19 protein-coding genes are annotated in these 16,218 nt (G+C 38.1%); 17 read left to right on the forward strand and 2 right to left on the reverse strand.

Features of this window, described 5'->3' with window-relative positions; translation table 11 throughout:
* Positions 1 to 298, reverse strand: a 298-nt coding sequence (locus RV13_RS07930; protein ID WP_169794391.1) for an EamA family transporter, incomplete at its 3' end; no start/stop codon positions are given.
* Between the two features lie 305 nt (positions 299 to 603).
* The gene (locus RV13_RS07935; protein WP_010744629.1) at positions 604 to 1,494 is read right to left on the reverse strand and encodes a YitT family protein; all 891 of its coding nucleotides are present in this window, start codon (positions 1,492 to 1,494) and stop codon (positions 604 to 606) included.
* A gap of 167 nt (positions 1,495 to 1,661) precedes the next feature.
* Between RV13_RS07935 and RV13_RS07940 the strand changes: the two genes are divergently transcribed.
* The 17 genes from RV13_RS07940 to dprA all read left to right on the forward strand — a co-directional run bounded on the left by RV13_RS07940 (position 1,662) and on the right by dprA (position 16,140).
* On the forward strand, positions 1,662 to 2,012 hold the full coding sequence (locus tag RV13_RS07940) for a nucleotide pyrophosphohydrolase (protein ID WP_010744630.1): 351 nt from the start codon (positions 1,662 to 1,664) through the stop codon (positions 2,010 to 2,012).
* Positions 2,009 to 3,226 carry a CCA tRNA nucleotidyltransferase gene (locus RV13_RS07945; RefSeq protein WP_060789587.1) on the forward strand — a complete coding sequence of 406 codons (1,218 nt, stop codon included), beginning with the start codon at positions 2,009 to 2,011 and terminating at the stop codon, positions 3,224 to 3,226. Before RV13_RS07940 ends, RV13_RS07945 begins: the two co-directional genes overlap by 4 nt.
* Positions 3,223 to 3,585 (forward strand): thioesterase family protein, encoded by a 363-nt coding sequence (locus RV13_RS07950; protein WP_010744632.1) that lies wholly within the window; start codon positions 3,223 to 3,225, stop codon positions 3,583 to 3,585. The genes RV13_RS07945 and RV13_RS07950 overlap by 4 nt, the downstream gene beginning before the upstream one ends.
* 72 nt (positions 3,586 to 3,657) lie before the next feature.
* Positions 3,658 to 4,110, forward strand: coding sequence for a hypothetical protein (locus tag RV13_RS07955; protein ID WP_010744633.1), 453 nt, complete (start codon positions 3,658 to 3,660; stop codon positions 4,108 to 4,110).
* Positions 4,111 to 4,298: 188 nt separating this feature from the next.
* Positions 4,299 to 4,880: a MarR family winged helix-turn-helix transcriptional regulator gene (locus RV13_RS07960; protein ID WP_010744634.1), complete on the forward strand. Its 582-nt coding sequence runs from the start codon at positions 4,299 to 4,301 to the stop codon at positions 4,878 to 4,880.
* A gap of 112 nt (positions 4,881 to 4,992) precedes the next feature.
* Positions 4,993 to 6,864 (forward strand): ABC-F family ATP-binding cassette domain-containing protein, encoded by a 1,872-nt coding sequence (locus tag RV13_RS07965; RefSeq protein ID WP_010744635.1) that lies wholly within the window; start codon positions 4,993 to 4,995, stop codon positions 6,862 to 6,864.
* A gap of 34 nt (positions 6,865 to 6,898) precedes the next feature.
* Positions 6,899 to 7,393 (forward strand): dihydrofolate reductase, encoded by a 495-nt coding sequence (locus tag RV13_RS07970; protein ID WP_010744636.1) that lies wholly within the window; start codon positions 6,899 to 6,901, stop codon positions 7,391 to 7,393.
* A 110-nt stretch (positions 7,394 to 7,503) separates the two neighbouring features.
* Positions 7,504 to 8,343 (forward strand): DegV family protein, encoded by an 840-nt coding sequence (locus RV13_RS07975; protein WP_010744637.1) that lies wholly within the window; start codon positions 7,504 to 7,506, stop codon positions 8,341 to 8,343.
* A 50-nt stretch (positions 8,344 to 8,393) separates the two neighbouring features.
* Complete coding sequence (locus RV13_RS07980; protein WP_010744638.1) at positions 8,394 to 9,245, forward strand: SGNH/GDSL hydrolase family protein; 852 nt, start codon at positions 8,394 to 8,396, stop codon at positions 9,243 to 9,245.
* Positions 9,245 to 9,859, forward strand: coding sequence for a YpmS family protein (locus RV13_RS07985; RefSeq protein WP_010744639.1), 615 nt, complete (start codon positions 9,245 to 9,247; stop codon positions 9,857 to 9,859). The genes RV13_RS07980 and RV13_RS07985 overlap by 1 nt, the downstream gene beginning before the upstream one ends.
* Positions 9,860 to 9,886: 27 nt before the next feature.
* Positions 9,887 to 10,108 carry a YozE family protein gene (locus RV13_RS07990; RefSeq protein ID WP_010744640.1) on the forward strand — a complete coding sequence of 74 codons (222 nt, stop codon included), beginning with the start codon at positions 9,887 to 9,889 and terminating at the stop codon, positions 10,106 to 10,108.
* Positions 10,109 to 10,190: 82 nt separating this feature from the next.
* Positions 10,191 to 11,609 carry a S41 family peptidase gene (locus RV13_RS07995; protein WP_010744641.1) on the forward strand — a complete coding sequence of 473 codons (1,419 nt, stop codon included), beginning with the start codon at positions 10,191 to 10,193 and terminating at the stop codon, positions 11,607 to 11,609.
* Positions 11,610 to 11,652: 43 nt separating this feature from the next.
* Positions 11,653 to 12,201, forward strand: coding sequence for a signal peptidase I (gene lepB / locus RV13_RS08000; protein ID WP_010744642.1), 549 nt, complete (start codon positions 11,653 to 11,655; stop codon positions 12,199 to 12,201).
* Positions 12,202 to 12,351: 150 nt separating this feature from the next.
* Positions 12,352 to 13,368 (forward strand): C45 family autoproteolytic acyltransferase/hydrolase, encoded by a 1,017-nt coding sequence (locus RV13_RS08005; RefSeq protein ID WP_010744643.1) that lies wholly within the window; start codon positions 12,352 to 12,354, stop codon positions 13,366 to 13,368.
* Between the two features lie 246 nt (positions 13,369 to 13,614).
* A complete protein-coding gene (gene ylqF / locus RV13_RS08010) occupies positions 13,615 to 14,463 on the forward strand; it encodes a ribosome biogenesis GTPase YlqF (protein WP_010744644.1) in 849 nt (282 codons plus the stop codon).
* On the forward strand, positions 14,463 to 15,227 hold the full coding sequence (locus RV13_RS08015; RefSeq protein ID WP_010744645.1) for a ribonuclease HII: 765 nt from the start codon (positions 14,463 to 14,465) through the stop codon (positions 15,225 to 15,227). The genes ylqF and RV13_RS08015 overlap by 1 nt, the downstream gene beginning before the upstream one ends.
* 58 nt (positions 15,228 to 15,285) lie before the next feature.
* Positions 15,286 to 16,140 carry a DNA-processing protein DprA gene (dprA, locus tag RV13_RS08020; RefSeq protein ID WP_010744646.1) on the forward strand — a complete coding sequence of 285 codons (855 nt, stop codon included), beginning with the start codon at positions 15,286 to 15,288 and terminating at the stop codon, positions 16,138 to 16,140.
* Positions 16,141 to 16,218 lie beyond the last annotated feature (78 nt).

Raw genomic sequence — 16,218 nt, forward strand, 5'->3', positions numbered from 1 at the left:
TGCTTTGAATCGCGGAGTATTTTTTAAGCAATTTCTTTTGCAATAAATTATAGAATGCCAGTAATATTGCCGCTAAAAAAAGCCAATTGAGTCCATTACTGATGGTGAAGCCTTTACTAAAAACCGTAATAATCACTACTCCTATAAAGGAAACCCCGGTCGCAAACCACTGCATCATAGTTATTTTTTCTTTATAGATAAATCGAGACAATAGTGCTGTAATCATTGGAACGGTGGCAATGATTACACTGCTAGTCGCTGCATTTACCTCCTTAACCCCTTTATTAAAAGCAAGCATGTAAAGAAAAAACGGTTGCTCCAGTTAAGAAGATCAGTCCTAAATCTTTACAATCCACCTTACGTAAGTGTAAAAAGGGAATTAAACAAAGTAACACAAGCGATGCAATCAAATAGCGTAAAAATCCTAAAGACTCTGAGAATATCTATCGCATCACTAATCACGACAATACAAAAGCCAAAGACCAGCACGCAATCGTAATCATGGCATATAAATGGAAACTAAAGTTCTTTTTCATTTTTTCCCCCTTGTATATTAGAGTTAGGGTTTTAACCTTCCNCAAACCAACTGTCTGCGGTATCTTTTTAATTGCTTCGCTTCAGAGTGAATCTTCGACGTTGAGGTTTTAAATAGGTGAAGCCCTCTCCTTCGACGTCGTGAACATTGCTAATTAAAATAAAGGCCTTCTCATCGACAGAGTGCACGATTTTTTTCACTTCATTGATTTCTTGCTGTGATACGACAATGTAGACGATACGTTTCAATTCTGATGAAAAACCACCTTCACCGTGTAAGTAAGTCACCCCACGCTCTAAATGAGCCATCAGTAACTCAGCGATTACATTACTTTCGTTAGAGATAATCATCACACCTTTAGCCGCATATCCACCAGATGAAAGCATATCTACTACTTTACTAAATACAAATGAGACGATCAAAGTGTACATCATTCGTTTCAAATCTAAATAAGTCAGTGAACAAATCAAAACAATAATATCAAAAACCAATAGAGATTTTCCCATTGTAAACCCGATTTTTTGTTCTAAAATCCGTGCGATAACATCCGCACCGCCAGTGGTCCCACCATTTCGATAAACCAGTCCGCTACCGAATCCGGCAAATAGCCCAGCTAAGATGGAAACAATAAAAAGATCATGGTCCAAATTAATCTGAAGCGGTATTCTTTGCCAAATCCATAAGAAAACGGAAAGGCAAACGGTACCCAAGATGGTGTAATAGAACGACCGTTTTCCCAAAATTTTCCCACCAATTAAAATCAATGGGATATTAATAAGCAAGGTAGTATAAGCAGGATCGATGCCAAAAAGGGCTCGAATAATCAAAGTAATACCAGTGACGCCGCCTTCTGCCAAGTGATTTGCAATATTCAAATACACTAGACCAAAGGCATATATGGCTGTTCCCACCACAATAAATAGAATTTCTTTGATTCGTGTAGACATAGTCGTTTCCATACGACACCTCCTGATTTTGAATGTATAAATCGATTTTAAACAAATGCTGTGTACTCATCCGGCACACAATTTCAGTCCTCAATCAACATAGCATGAATTTCAGATAGTTACAACAACATGATAGGAAACAAATCTGTTTTTTGATAAGATAGGTTTGAGGTGGTTTGATGAATGAAAAGACAATGAGAATCATGCAACAAGAAGTTGATGATTATATACAACAATTTAAAACAGGTTATTTTTCCCCACTGGGTCAATTGGCTCGTTTAACAGAAGAAGTGGGTGAACTAGCTCGCGAAGTGAATCATCATTATGGAGAAAAAACGAAAAAGGATTCTGAGAGACCAAATACAGTTGAAGAAGAGCTAGGGGATGTATTATTTGTCACAATTATTATGGCGAATTCTCTAGGAATTGATCTAACAGAAGCTTTCGATCAGAATATGAAGAAGTTCAATCGGCGGGATCGCTTTAGATTCGAACGTAAAGATGGATTGACAGAAGGTGAGTCAAAATGAGATTAGAAGCATTTCCTTTAGAATTTCAAGGAGCAATGCCCATTTTACGTAAATTACAGAATGCTGGATACGAGGCCTATTATGTCGGGGGAAGCGTTAGAGATATCTTATTGAATAAGCCAATTCATGATGTGGATATTGCAACAAGTGCCTTTCCAGCTGAAGTGAAGGAGCTTTTTCATCGAACCATTGATGTCGGCATTGATCATGGGACCGTCATGGTGATTACTAAAGAAGCGACCTATGAGGTAACCACGTTTCGAACAGAATCCACGTATCAAGACTATCGTCGACCAGACCATGTAGAATTCGTCCGTTCATTAAAGGAAGATTTAAAACGAAGAGACTTTACGATCAATGCATTAGCAGTTGGTATTGATGGCACTGTGATTGACCTTTTTGATGGGTTGGACGATCTGCGCAATAAGATATTGCGGGCAGTAGGCAATCCTTACGAGCGTTTTCATGAGGATGCTTTACGAATGATGCGTGCATTACGTTTTGTTAGTCATTTGGGTTTTACTTTAGAACCTGAAACATTTCAAGCGATTCAAGAATACCACTCTTTGTTGGCGAAAATATCGGTGGAGCGTATCAATGTAGAATTTGTAAAATTAATGATGGGTTCGTTTCGTGAAGCCGGGTTACGTTCTTTTGTGGAGTCAGAATGCTACATTTACTGTCCAGGTCTAAGAAACTATGGAGAAGCCCTATTAAACTTCTCAGAACTAAGAGGGCCGGCAATTCCGACTGAACGGCAGGCATGGACTTTGCTAATGACAATGATGGACATGAACATTACCGATATTCGCCATTTCATGAAAGAATGGAAATGTTCCAATCAATTAATTCGTGAAGTGACACAGATGGTACCAGCACTTCAATTTCGTTTAAAATATGAGTGGGACAATTGGACCTTGTATCAATTGGGACGAGAATTGGCTCTTTCAGTGGAATATTTGCTTTATTATTTTGATCGCGAACCCAATTTGGCTAAAATACGCTTACTTTATCAATATTTGCCCCTTTATTCATTGAAGGATCTAGCGGTGAAGGGAAATGAAATAATGGACCACTTTGATTATCCTAAGGGGCCATGGATTAGTATGACGTTAAATACATTAGAGCGTGAGGTAGTCGAAGGAAATTTAAAGAATGAAAAAGAGCGATTATTGAATTTTGCAGAAGAATTTTTGAAAAAGGAGATGCCATGAAAAAATTAACAGAATACTATCAGGTCACAAAGGATCAAACGGCGCTATCAATGGGGTCAGGCGATTTGGAGGTTTTAGCAACTCCAGCTTTAGTAGCGATGATGGAGAATTGTGCGAAACGACTATTGGCACCAGAGCTTTCATCTAATTATACAAGTGTTGGTTTTACAATGAACCTTAAGCATATAGCACCAACAGCAATTGGAGCAGATGTAAAGGTAGAAGCAGAGACAGAAAGGATCGATACGAATAAAGTTTCTTTTTTGATCAAGGCCTTTGTTGATGAGCAGCTAGTTGGCGAAGCAACGCATCAACGAGTGATTGTCGAAACGGCAGCTTTCCTTAAAAAAGTGAAGTAGAAGCACAACATGTGACCGTTTACTCAAGGTATGCTAAACTTAATTTTAGATCATTAGTGAGGAGAATGCAGAATGGCAAGAGAAATGACAGCGTTAAAATTCTATTTTCGTAATGGTGAAACATGGACGATCGATCGCCGTTACATTGGCGATTTGTGGATCAAACAAATTACGACAAGTTTCGGAAGAATTCATGGCAGCGAGTTTGTAGAAATTCATCCTTGTGCAGGTTTTAAGATTGAGATTTATCAAGAAGGCGATCATGTTCAAACAACAGATATTAATTTAGGCGGTTTAGAATTAGGCATGTTTGAGCGAGCTCGTAAGTTTGAGGACATCGAACGAATGGAAATCATTTATCGAGCTGGACATCCTGATTCAGTCTATTTCCCATACAAGGACAAAGACAATGAAGGTCTGGACAATGTTTATCAATCGACAAAAGTTTCAGAGAAAACAAAAAGCTTATACATTGTCATTGATCCAACCAAAAATGTGGATGATGTCTATGGAGATAACTTCTAATCAATGAATGGACAAGTGCCCAATAACCGGGTACTTGTTTTTTTATGGATAAAATTTTCGATTCGAGAAATCTATAGTCAAAGAAATTATTAAGGTACCAGATTATTTTTAATAATAGCCTTGCTTATTTGTTCAGGTACCTGTATTATATAAATATAAGGTACCTGAACAAAAAGGAGAGAATAATTATGGAAAACCAAATGAATGAACAATTCATGAAATTGCAACATGATTTGAGACGTTACTATCATCGCCAAATGGCTAAAAATCCTGGACTTGGCGTTCATCGTGGTCAAGGAAGAGTTCTTGCATTATTAAAGATGAATCCAGAAATCAGTCAAAAAGATCTAACTTTTGTTTTAGGCATGCGGCCGCAATCCGTTGGTGAATTATTACAAAAATTAGAAGATAAAGAATTGATTACACGAGAACCCTCGGAAGAGGATCGTCGCGTTATGATTATTCGATTAACGACGCTTGGTCAAGAAGAAGCGGAAAAAATTTCAAAGGCACCTGATTTTGGCGAAGAATTATTTGCAGATTTCAGTGAAGAAGAAAAAGCTGAATGGACACGTTTAGTAGAGAAATTAAGCGAGACATTGAAAAATCAATTAGGTGAAGAGGATTCAGAAGACTATTTTGGTGGAGGAAGAGAATTTGATGGGCCTCGGCCTCCTCATGAGCATGGTCCACATGGTTTTGGCGGCCCCCACGGCAAAGGTCCTATTAGACACCATCACTTTTGTCAATTTGAAGATTTTGACTGGTAATCAGTAAAAAGTAGACGTATATATGTATAATCGTGAAAAGTCGTATGGGAAAAATTTCCTTTACGGCTTTTTTTTGATACAATAACGAAGAGAAATTTGAGGATGGTTCAAGATGAAAGAATTGAAAGTTACAGAGTTGTATAAAACATTTGGTGACAAAACATTGTTTGATCGTATTTCATTTTTGATACATGAGAAGGATCGTATAGGACTGATTGGCGTTAACGGAACCGGTAAATCTAGTTTGCTAACCATTTTGGCAGGAAAAGATAGCGGAGACGGAGACATTTCAGCGATAGAAAAAGCAAGTGATTATCGAATTGGTTATTTAGCACAGGAGCAGAATTTTTCTGCAGATACCCTTGTTTTAGATGCAGTCTTTCAAGGGGATAATCCTTTAATGCAAACAGTTCGCTCATACGAGAAAGCATTGTTGGCTTTATCAAATGAAAATAGTGAATCAGCACAGCGATCATTTACTTTGGCTGAAGAAGCAATGAACAAGCAAGACGCTTGGACTGCGGATAGCGAAGCAAAAGCGATATTAAACAAACTTGGTATAGAGACATTAGACAAAAAAATCAGTGAACTTTCAGGGGGACAAATTAAACGTGTGGCATTAGCCCAAGTGTTAATCGATGCCCCAGATCTGTTATTGCTGGATGAGCCTACGAACCATTTGGACTATGATGCGATTCAATGGTTGGAAGGTTATTTGAAGAGCTATCCTGGTTCACTCTTAATGGTTACACATGATCGCTATTTTTTAGATCGTGTGACAAACCGTATTTTTGAACTTTCTTTCGGTCAACTGTATGAGTATCAAGGAAATTACGAATCTTATTTAGTTGCAAAGGCGGAACGAGATCGAGTAGCTGTGGAACAAGAAGGTAAGAGAAAGCAGTTATACAAACAGGAACTAGCTTGGATGAGAGCTGGTGCAAAGGCGCGTACGACAAAACAGCAAGCCCGAATCAATCGTTTTGAAGATTTAAAGGAAAATTTACATCAAGTAAAAAATGATGGTCAGCTTGAGATGAATATCGCAACAACTCGGCTTGGAAAAAAAGTTCTAGAGTTGAAACAAGCTTCTTTCACAATAGAAAATAAGACGATCCTAGACCATTTCGATCTTTTGATTCAAACAAAGGAAAGACTGGGTATTACTGGAAAAAATGGCGCCGGAAAATCCACGCTCTTAAATATTTTAGCTGGAAGAATCCCACTTGATGATGGAATCGTCGAGGTTGGTGAAACTGTCCGCTTAGCCTATTATACACAGCAGAATGAGACGTTAGATCCTAATATGCGAATGATTGCTTATCTACAGGAAGCAGCAGAAGAAGTGAAGCAGAGAGATGGTTCACAAATCAGTGTTGCAGAGATTTTAGAGCGTTTTCTATTTCCACGATTTATGCACGGTACATTGATAGGCAAACTTTCAGGGGGCGAAAAAAGACGCCTCTATTTGCTAAAACTATTGATTCAGCAACCTAATGTACTGCTGTTAGATGAACCAACCAATGATTTGGACATTGCAACGTTAACTGTTTTAGAGGATTATCTTGAGGAGTTTCCTGGAGCAGTAATCACGGTTTCGCATGACCGCTATTTCTTGGATAAAGTTGCTGAACGATTGCTGATTTTTGAAGGGGAAGGTGAAATCACCTCTTACTTTGGCTCTATTATGGATTATTTAGCACAGCAAGCCCCAGTTAAGGAAGAAAGAACCGTTAAAGCCAAGCCGCAAATCAAAGAACGGAAAAAGAAACTTTCTTATAACGAGCAGAAAGAATGGGAAACGATCGAAGACGATATCGCGTTACTTGAAACTAAGATAGATCAATTGACGGAAGAAATGAATCATCAAGGAGATGATTTTACCAAATTGCAAGAGCTGCAAAAAGAAATAGAGCAGACTGAACAGGCACTAGAAGAAAAGATGACTCGCTGGGAATATTTAAGTGAGATCATTGAGGGATAATAAAGAAAAAATGGTATAAATTAGGGGGAACACTATGCTGATTGCAATTTGGGCACAGGATAAAAATGGCTTAATCGGTAAGGAAAATCATTTGCCGTGGCATCTGCCGAATGATTTGCGCTTTTTTAAGGAGACCACGATCAACCACACATTAGTGATGGGACGGAAAACCTTTGAAGGGATGGGTGGTCGGCCATTACCGAACCGACAAACAATCGTATTAACGCGGGATAAGGAGTATCGAGCTGAAAATGTCATCGTCATGCATTCGTTAGAAGAAGTGATTACCTATGATCAGAATCATGAGGGCGAAACATTTATTGCTGGAGGATCCGCTATTTATACAGAATTTTTACCTTATTGTAAGAAGATTTATCGGACCTTTATTGAGGCTAGTTTTGAAGGGGATGCTTATTTTCCAATGATGCTTTGGAATAAATGGCAATTAACAGAACGAAAACAAGGTGTGAGAGATGAAAAAAATCCTTACCTTTATTATTTTGAAACCTACGAAAGAGCCGGGTCTTAGTGACACGGTTCTTTCAAGATTTATAAAGAAATAGCCTCAACGATGATTTATTTCATAAGGTTTGATATACTAAAATTAATTTGAAACTAGGTATGGAAAGAAGGATCAGAATGCCAAATGTTAAAATTGTAACGGACTCCTCTTGTACGATTGAAAAATCAGTTCGAGATGAATTAAATATTACAGTTATCCCATTATCAGTGATGATTGATGATGTGGTTTATCCAGATGACGATAAGTTAACTGGAGAGAAATTTATGGAGATGATGGCTCAGGCTAAAAATCTTCCTAAAACGAGTCAACCCCCGATTGGTTATTTTGCAGAGCTGTATGATGAATTAGGAAAAGATGGAAGCCCCATCGTGTCTATTCATATGTCCCACACATTGAGCGGGACTGCTGAGGCAGCACGACAAGCGACCTTTTTAAGCAGCAGCAACGTAACGGTAATTGATTGTGGATTTATCGATCAATCTCAAGCATTCCAAGTGATTGAAGCGGCTAAATTGGCGGAATCAGGTGCTAGTCTAGAAGAAGTTTTAGCCGGCGTTGAGCGAGTAAAGAACCACAGTAAATTGTTTATCGGAATTTCTTCATTAGATAATTTGGTGAAGGGCGGACGTATCAGTCGAGTAGCAGGCGTCATTTCCAGTGTACTGAACATGCGTGTGGTCATGGAACTCGAAAATGGTGAGTTATTACCAATCACAAAAGGCCGAGGCAAGAAGACATTCAGTAAATGGTTCGCAGCGTTTATGGATGAATTAGCGAAAGTCAATGTCAAACAAATAGGAATTTCATACGCTGGAAAGTTAGATTTTATCGATGAAGCCAAACAGGCACTACAGGAAATGTTCCCTGATATGCATATTCCCGTTCTGCATACCAATCCGATTGTTGCTACACATACGGGTCCTGGAGCTTTTGCGATCATGTATTACACAGATTAGTTGAACCTGCCTCTAGCAATAGAGGCGTTTTTTTACAGAGGAGTAGATAAATGAAACGATTTTCAACAATATTGATCCCATTAGCGGCAGCCGTAGTTACATTGTTGGTTCTTTTTTTGACAATTCCTAAGGCTCAGCCGAGGCTCCATGTCGTCAGGGACGAAAATCAGAATTATAAAAAATCTGTTCACTTTGTAGCAGTGGGAGATTCTTTAACTGAAGGAGTCGGGGATGAGACGAAACGTGGAGGCTATGTCCCATTAGTCGCAGACGCTTTGCAGCAAAAATATGAATTGACCTCTATCGAAAAGGATAATTATGGTGTCTCTGGAGAACGGAGTGACCAAATCCTGAAGCGTGTGAAGAAGGATTCTGATTTGCGAAATAGTTTGGCCAGTGCAGATATTATCACGATGACCGTTGGAGGAAACGATCTCTTTCAAGCGTTTCAAAAAAATCTAACGGCCAAAACGGCCAAACAATTTGATCGCTCCATTAAAAAGTATGGCAAACAAGTGGACGAAATTTTAGTAGAGATGCGGGAACTAAACCCAAAAGCACCAATTTATATTGTCGGAATTTACAATCCTTATTACTTGAATTTCCCAGATATCAAGGCGATGCAGACAGTAGTAGATAACTGGAATGACGAAACACAACGATTAACAAAAGAAACTTCAAATTGCTTTTTCGTGCCAGTAAACGATCTGCTCTATAAAGGAATCGCAACAAAAGATACTGAAGAAACCAGTGCAAGCTCAAGTTCTGAAGTTAAAAATAATGCACTTTATGATGAGGATAATTTTCATCCGAACAATTTAGGCTATCAACTAATGGCAACGGCGATTAAGGATAAAATAGTAGATACGAAAGATTTGTGGTTATTAAAGGAGAGCAATTAATGGAAGAATCGAAGAAAAAAATCAATGGTTGGAAAATTGCTTTTCTTGTTTTAATCGGCATCATTTTAGGAGGCATTCTTTTCTCTACGGTGAGAGTGTTTACCGCCAGAGAAACAAATTTGCCACCGAGCAGCGAAACAACGGTACCTAAAGGGTCACCTGTTTTATCGATGAACACAAACAAGAAAAAGTTAAATACCGTTATGGAATACTTTTTGAATGATTTGCAAAAAGGTTCAGATGTGAAATATGAATTTTATTTAGAAAATCAAGCTATGTTAAAGGGCGAATTTAAAATATTGGGAGCCAGTGTCGATTTTTATCTTTACTTTGATCCATATGTTATGGATAATGGTAATGTTCAATTAAAAGCGAGAGATTTATCCATCGGCTCATTGAACCTGCCTGTCAGTCAAGTAATGGCTACAGTAAAGCGTGGGTATAAGTTCCCTAAATGGGTCGCAATCGATCCAGATGAACAAACAATCGTTTTGAAATTGAATGAATTCAAACTGAATAATGGCATGTTCATCAAAGCAAACCATATCGATCTTGTAGGTGATGATATTCAGTTTAGCTTGTATTTACCAAAAGAAAAGAAAGCCAATGATTGATCAAGAACAGTCATCGAGGTGAAACAAATGAGAAGAAGTTTTTATCATTATATCTTGACCCAGAGAGGCCATAATCCAAATGATCCTGTTGAAACATTTGCTGGCGCTGTCGCAAAAGACATCATGTTTCCAAAACAATCAGAAGATTATCATGAGGTGACAGATTATTTAGAACTTAACGTCGATTACTTAGACTCGATGGATCTTTTTGATCAGGTTTGGGACAAATATTTAGAAAACAATAAATAATTATGAAGGAAAAGTTGTGGAAGGCTTTTCCTTTTTTTTCTAGCATGCTATCATGAAAAAAAGGGTGAAAGGAAAATGCGCCTTGCAGAAAAAAACATTACCAGTATCGATTTTTTTAATATCAATCATCTGTACTATCGTAATTACTGCGGTAGTTACACATTTTATTGACCAAAAACAAGCAATGGACAATGATTCCGTTGTAAAGATTACACGAAATGATTTAGACGATGTTCAAGATTTGTATGATTTGATCAGCACGAATTATGTTGATAAGGTTGACAAAGAACAGCTTATTCAAGGGGCCTTAAAGGGAATGACAGATTCTCTGCAAGATCCAGAGTCTGAATTTTTAACAGCAAAAGAAACAAAAGAATTGAACGCGAAAGTAGCTGGCAGCTTTGAAGGAATTGGTGCAAATCTACAACTTGAAAATCGATTACCAGTGATTGATCGAGTGCCAGTGAAAAACTCCCCCGCTGAGAAAGCAAAGCTGAAAGCTCAAGATATTATTCTGGAAGTCGATGGCAAAAAAACGCAGGATAAATCATTAGACCAATTATCTAGTATGATTCGTGGAAAAAAAGGAACGCAGGTCAAATTACTGATTCAACGAGGGGAAGAGAAATTTGAGGTGGTCCTTGAACGAGATGTTATCCCGGAGGATACAGTTAAAGGGACAATCGATAAAAATGACAAATCAATTGGTTCCATTCAAATAGATAATTTTCGAGAAACGACAGCGCTGGAATTTCGTACGATTATTGAGGAACTACGAAAAGAAGGGGCTAAATCCTTCATTATTGATTTACGGCAAAATTCTGGTGGTTTAATCGCCGAGGCTGAACGTGTCGCGAGCTATTTTCTAGAAAATGGCGACACCATTGCACAGTTTTCGAATAATAAGAAGGTTATTTCTATTGATAAAGCGGGCAAGAAAATTGATCAAGGCTTCAAGGTCAAAGAACCTACAGTGTTTTTAGTCGATCAAGAGAGTTCTTATGGTGCTGAATTATTAGCGGCAGCTGTAAAAAATAAAAACTACCCCATTATTGGTGTGAATACTTTTGGCAAAGGGAGTGTTCAAAGTCTTAGTCCGATTGGAAAGGACAACTATGTTCAATTAACGATTATGAAATGGTTTGCTCCTGATGGTTCCTCTGTAGAAGGTAAAGGAGTGTCCCCAACCATCGAAGCGGATTATCCTGAATATGCTAAACTGCCACCGATTTCGAAGCAGTCCAATTGGCGAATCGGTGATTCTGGTGATGCAATCAAAAATATTAATACGATGCTTAAGGCACTAGGCTATCCAACAGAAGGTAATTTGTTTAATGAAGCTACTAAAAATGCTGTAGCTGAAATTCAAACAGAAAATAATTTATCAGCAACAGGAGCCTTAGATGATAAAACAGTGGATGTCTTACAGGAAAAAGTGTTTAAACTTGTCAAAGCAAATGATGTTGCTTATTCTAAAGCTATAGAAACGTTAAAAAAATAAATAACGAGTAGTAACTATTTTTTGTTACGAGGGAGGGGAGCAAGTGAAAAATTTATTGACAAAAAACCACCTGTGGTTAGGCGTTAAATACTTCTTGATCTCCCTTTTTATTGGCGTAATTGTCCGTGGCTTTCTATTAATTCCTGTTCCTGTTACTGGGAACTCAATGGACCAAACCTTGTCTCAAGGGGATATGGTGTTAATGGAAAAATTCAGTAAAGTAAAACGTTTCGACGTCATTGTTTTTCAACAAACAGATGGAACGATTTATATCAAGCGCGTAATTGGTCTGCCTGGAGATGAAATTCGATATGAGAAAGATCAACTTTATGTCAATGGTCATAAAATGTCGGAGTCATTCTTAACGAATAATCGAAGTCACGATCATCAAGTTTCTCCTTACACCACAGATTTTCAATTAAATGAATTAATCGGTGAAAAAAAGTTGCCGAATAATGAATATTTTGTTCTGGGGGATAACCGACGAATTTCAAAAGACAGTCGATCTTTCGGGACAGTTCAAGGCAAAGATATATTGGGGAAAGCACAAGCAGTTTATTACCCATTGACACACATTAAAATCATTTCGTAAAAAGATGGCTGAACGCCATCTTTTTTTGTCTACAAATCAATTAAAATTGAAAAAAGTTCTCATTTTATTTCATTGAAGTTAAATTTTTATTCAGTTATCCTTGAGGTAGGAAGTCGACTCCTAATTTGAATATAAAGGAGACAAAATCACATGTATCATGGGAGGTTCAAAGGTACTCACTTTGAGATAGGGAAAAAATGGGGGCAATTATTGAAGAAGAACCATAAAAGTTTAGCAGATAATATCCCCTTTGAAATAACTGATGAAATGAGGGAGTTTTCTAAACAATGCTTGCCATATTACAAAAAATATTTCCCAGAAATTGTTGCCGAGATAGATGGGATAGCTGATGGTCAAGTAATGGATCCCAACTTTTTATATACGGTACTATTTTCAATGTATGCACTTGTCCGGGTGACAAACTGTTCAAGCTTTATTGTAAAAAATGATCAAAACTTTTTACTTGGAAGGAATAGTGATTTTTTAACTGAAATCGAAAAATTATATATGAACTGCCTGTACGATTTTAACGAATCAGATTCCTACTCTTTTTCTGCAAATACAACTGCTTTTGTTGAGATGGAGGATGGAGTTAATCAATGGGGACTAGCAATTGCTCTAACTTCAGTATTTCCTGAGACTATAAAGCCAGGGATGAATGTCGGAATGATTTTACGCCTTTTATTAGAAAAATGTCGTAGCGTAAAAGAGGCATTGAAGCTGTTAGAAACTCTCCCTCGATGCACTTCTGGAACGTTGGTTTTAGCCGATCCCTCTGGAGAGGCCTGCTTAGTCGAGTACACGAATGATACCTTGTCCTATCGGTTTCTAAAGAATAATGGATACCTCTGTGCAACAAATAGTTTCCATTTACCAGAAATGCTTTCTCGGAAACTGTTAGTAGAGGATGATTGGTTTGCGGAGGAAAGGTACGAAACTTTGGAAAATTATTTGTCTGAAAACTTTCAAAGCCTAGGATTGTTAGAAGCTAAACAGTTATTAGGCGGGAAATATGGTTTCGTCTGTCAATATGATCGTAAAACAGGAAAAGATACAGTGTGGTCTTCAATTTATGACTTGAAAAATAATCAAGTGTACCGCTGCGAAGGAAATCCTGCACGAAAAAAGTTTAAAGAGGATACACGTTTTAAGCTTAACACTAAATAACTTAAGGGGCGTAAAAGTGTTTTTAGAAGCTTTTGCGTCTTTTTTTGTCCAATGAAAAAATTTTCTAAATGTCTGTTACTTAAAATAAATGCAAAAAAAAATAGTTATGATACAATAGCCTGTGGACATAAAAGCCTAGGCAATGAATGTAGATGAAATGAAAGATAGTGCCTCTTCATCCATATAAAAGATAAATATAATAGAAGTATAAAGCGAATGAACATTATTTTTAAGGAGGAATTACATATGACGATTCAATGGTTTCCTGGGCATATGGCTAAGGCTCGCCGGGAAGTATCTGAAAAACTAAAGTTTGTTGATATTGTGTTTGAATTGATCGATGCTCGGTTACCGCTATCCTCACGTAATCCGATGTTAGATCAGATTGTTCAACAAAAGCCGCGATTGATTTTATTAAATAAATCGGATTTGGCTGATCCAAACCAAACTAATTTATGGGTAAACTATTTTCGTGAGCAGGGGCATCATGTTCTGGCTTTGACGGCTAAGGACGATAAGAGTGTGAAACAAATCGTTCCTGCCAGCAAGAAAGTTTTGGCTGATAAAATTGCACGTGACAAAGAAAGAGGATTGAAGCCGCGGGCCATTCGAGCAATGGTTTTAGGGATTCCTAATGTAGGAAAATCTACTTTGTTGAATCATTTAGCTGGGAAGAAAATTGCTAGTACGGGGAATCGTCCTGGCGTTACTAAAGGGCAGCAATGGCTCCGCTTTGGTTCGCAATTAGAGCTGTTGGATACGCCTGGAATTTTGTGGCCTAAGTTTGAAGATCCAAGCGTAGGTAAAAAATTAGCATTAACTGGAGCGATCAAGGATGATCTTCTACACCTAGACGATCTAGCACTTTATCTGCTAGAAGTTTTTTGCCGTTTTTATCCAGAACAATTAAAAGAGCGTTATAAATTAACAGAAGATAATTTATTTATGGAACTGCCTGAGTTATTATTACTGATTTCAGAAAAACGAGGATTCAAAGATGATTATGAACGTGCCAGTGAAATGTTGATTCTTGAGCTTCGTCAAGGAAAATTGGGTCGATTCACGCTGGATCGTTTTGAGGAGCTAAGTGTTTAATGGAAAAATTATCAATCAGCGCCATCAAAGAAGAGCTAAAAGTTATTACATCGGCTGACGATCCTCGTTTAGCAGGGTTTCGTCTGGATACGCGTAAAGGCGTTCAATTGGCATTAACTCAATGGCAAAAGCAGCAGGATAAGCAAGCAGCCTTAGTAGAAAAATACCAAGAAATGTCGATTTTTGAACGCGAGAAGAAAGCTCAAGGGTTTCGAGCAATCTGTGGGATTGATGAAGTCGGTCGCGGTCCGTTAGCTGGCCCCGTGGTTGCTGCAGCGGTGATTCTGAATGATGAGCATGAAATCTTAGGCTTGAATGATTCAAAACAGCTTTCGGCACATAAACGAGAAGAGCTGGTAACGGAAATAAAACGAAATGCGCGAGCAATCGGCATTGGCGAAGCGACTGCTGAAGAGATCGATCAGTTGAACATCTATCAGGCAACAAAGGTCGCAATGCAACGAGCGATTGAACAACTGTCTATCGCACCAGATTGCCTATTAATTGATGCAATGGTATTGGATAATGGCTTACCACAGGAGAAAATCATCAAGGGTGATGCCCGATCTGTTTCAATCGCGGCGGCTAGTATTATTGCGAAGGTGTATCGGGATGAGTGGATGGCAAAGTATGGCGAACAGTATCCGGCATATGGCTTTGCTAAAAACGCTGGCTATGGAACAAAAGAACATCTAAAAGCTATTGATGAACAGGGAATTTTACCAATTCATCGAAAAACTTTTGCACCAATTAAAAATATATAAAATGAAATCCTTCTTTTTTAAGTATCTTTTTGATAAAGAGCTGAAAAGAGGGATTTTTTTGAAAAATGACTTTCTATTACGTTTAAGTTTAACTAAAGGCATTGGAGCTTTCGGGAAACATCGCATTTATCAATTTGCGAAGCGGCATCAGTGGTGGCAATTTGATGGATTAGAAATCCGACTATTAGCACAATCAACCAAGCCAAACAACTGGAATGAATGGTCCGGAGAACGATTGAAGCAAGTAGAAAGAACGCACCAGTTTATCACGATTGAAGATGAAGTTTATCCAGAGACTTTGAGGCATGTACCGACTCCACCACTTGTATTATTTTATAAAGGTGATTTAGCATTATTGAAACGAAAGATGCTGGCAGTTGTAGGTGCACGCGAGGCAACAAATTATGGGTATCATGTGTTACAGGAGTTGATGCCTGAGATTACGAAACGCGGATTTACGATCGTTAGTGGACTAGCAAAGGGAATTGATAGCTTCGCCCATCAATTCGCCATCAGCAATCAAGGAAAAACAATCGGAGTGGTTGGAACAGGGTTAGATATTTGTTATCCTAAAAATAGTGGAAACTTGCAAATTGAAATGAGCCAGAATCATTTAGTATTAAGTGAATATCCTAATGGTACGACGCCAGCGAAATTTCACTTTCCCATGCGTAATCGGATCATCGCTGGATTAAGTAGCGGCGTATTGGTGGTAGAGGCGAAAAAGCGCAGCGGGTCACTCATTACAGCACAACAAGCATTAGATTATGGAAAAGATGTATTTGTGGTTCCAGGGTCAATATTAGATGGACGATCTAGTGGGTGTCATCAGTTGATTCAGGACGGTGCTATCTGTGTAGAAAAAGCACAAGATATTTTTGATTCGTATGATTTGTGGAACAAAATTCGTTAGACCTGACTTGACAAACAAAATTTGAATAGCGTATTATAGGCTACGATTTGTCAGTAGTTACCGATATATAATAGAAGA

The organism is Enterococcus raffinosus (assembly GCF_001886185.1).
Taxonomy (GTDB): domain Bacteria; phylum Bacillota; class Bacilli; order Lactobacillales; family Enterococcaceae; genus Enterococcus_A; species Enterococcus_A raffinosus.

Excerpts from the sequence above, each read along its gene's own strand:
- RV13_RS08005 (WP_010744643.1), top strand. The coding sequence starts at position 12,352 with ATGTATCATGGGAGGTTCAAAGGTACTCACTTTGAGATAGGGAAAAAA.
- RV13_RS07935 (WP_010744629.1), bottom strand. The coding sequence starts at position 1,494 with ATGGAAACGACTATGTCTACACGAATCAAAGAAATTCTATTTATTGTG.
- RV13_RS07990 (WP_010744640.1), top strand. The coding sequence starts at position 9,887 with ATGAGAAGAAGTTTTTATCATTATATCTTGACCCAGAGAGGCCATAAT.
- RV13_RS07980 (WP_010744638.1), top strand. The coding sequence starts at position 8,394 with ATGAAACGATTTTCAACAATATTGATCCCATTAGCGGCAGCCGTAGTT.
- RV13_RS07945 (WP_060789587.1), top strand. The coding sequence starts at position 2,009 with ATGAGATTAGAAGCATTTCCTTTAGAATTTCAAGGAGCAATGCCCATT.
- ylqF (WP_010744644.1), top strand. The coding sequence starts at position 13,615 with ATGACGATTCAATGGTTTCCTGGGCATATGGCTAAGGCTCGCCGGGAA.
- RV13_RS07975 (WP_010744637.1), top strand. The coding sequence starts at position 7,504 with ATGCCAAATGTTAAAATTGTAACGGACTCCTCTTGTACGATTGAAAAA.
- RV13_RS08015 (WP_010744645.1), top strand. The coding sequence starts at position 14,463 with ATGGAAAAATTATCAATCAGCGCCATCAAAGAAGAGCTAAAAGTTATT.
- RV13_RS07970 (WP_010744636.1), top strand. The coding sequence starts at position 6,899 with ATGCTGATTGCAATTTGGGCACAGGATAAAAATGGCTTAATCGGTAAG.
- RV13_RS07960 (WP_010744634.1), top strand. The coding sequence starts at position 4,299 with ATGGAAAACCAAATGAATGAACAATTCATGAAATTGCAACATGATTTG.
- RV13_RS07965 (WP_010744635.1), top strand. The coding sequence starts at position 4,993 with ATGAAAGAATTGAAAGTTACAGAGTTGTATAAAACATTTGGTGACAAA.
- RV13_RS07940 (WP_010744630.1), top strand. The coding sequence starts at position 1,662 with ATGAATGAAAAGACAATGAGAATCATGCAACAAGAAGTTGATGATTAT.
- RV13_RS07955 (WP_010744633.1), top strand. The coding sequence starts at position 3,658 with ATGGCAAGAGAAATGACAGCGTTAAAATTCTATTTTCGTAATGGTGAA.
- RV13_RS07950 (WP_010744632.1), top strand. The coding sequence starts at position 3,223 with ATGAAAAAATTAACAGAATACTATCAGGTCACAAAGGATCAAACGGCG.
- RV13_RS07985 (WP_010744639.1), top strand. The coding sequence starts at position 9,245 with ATGGAAGAATCGAAGAAAAAAATCAATGGTTGGAAAATTGCTTTTCTT.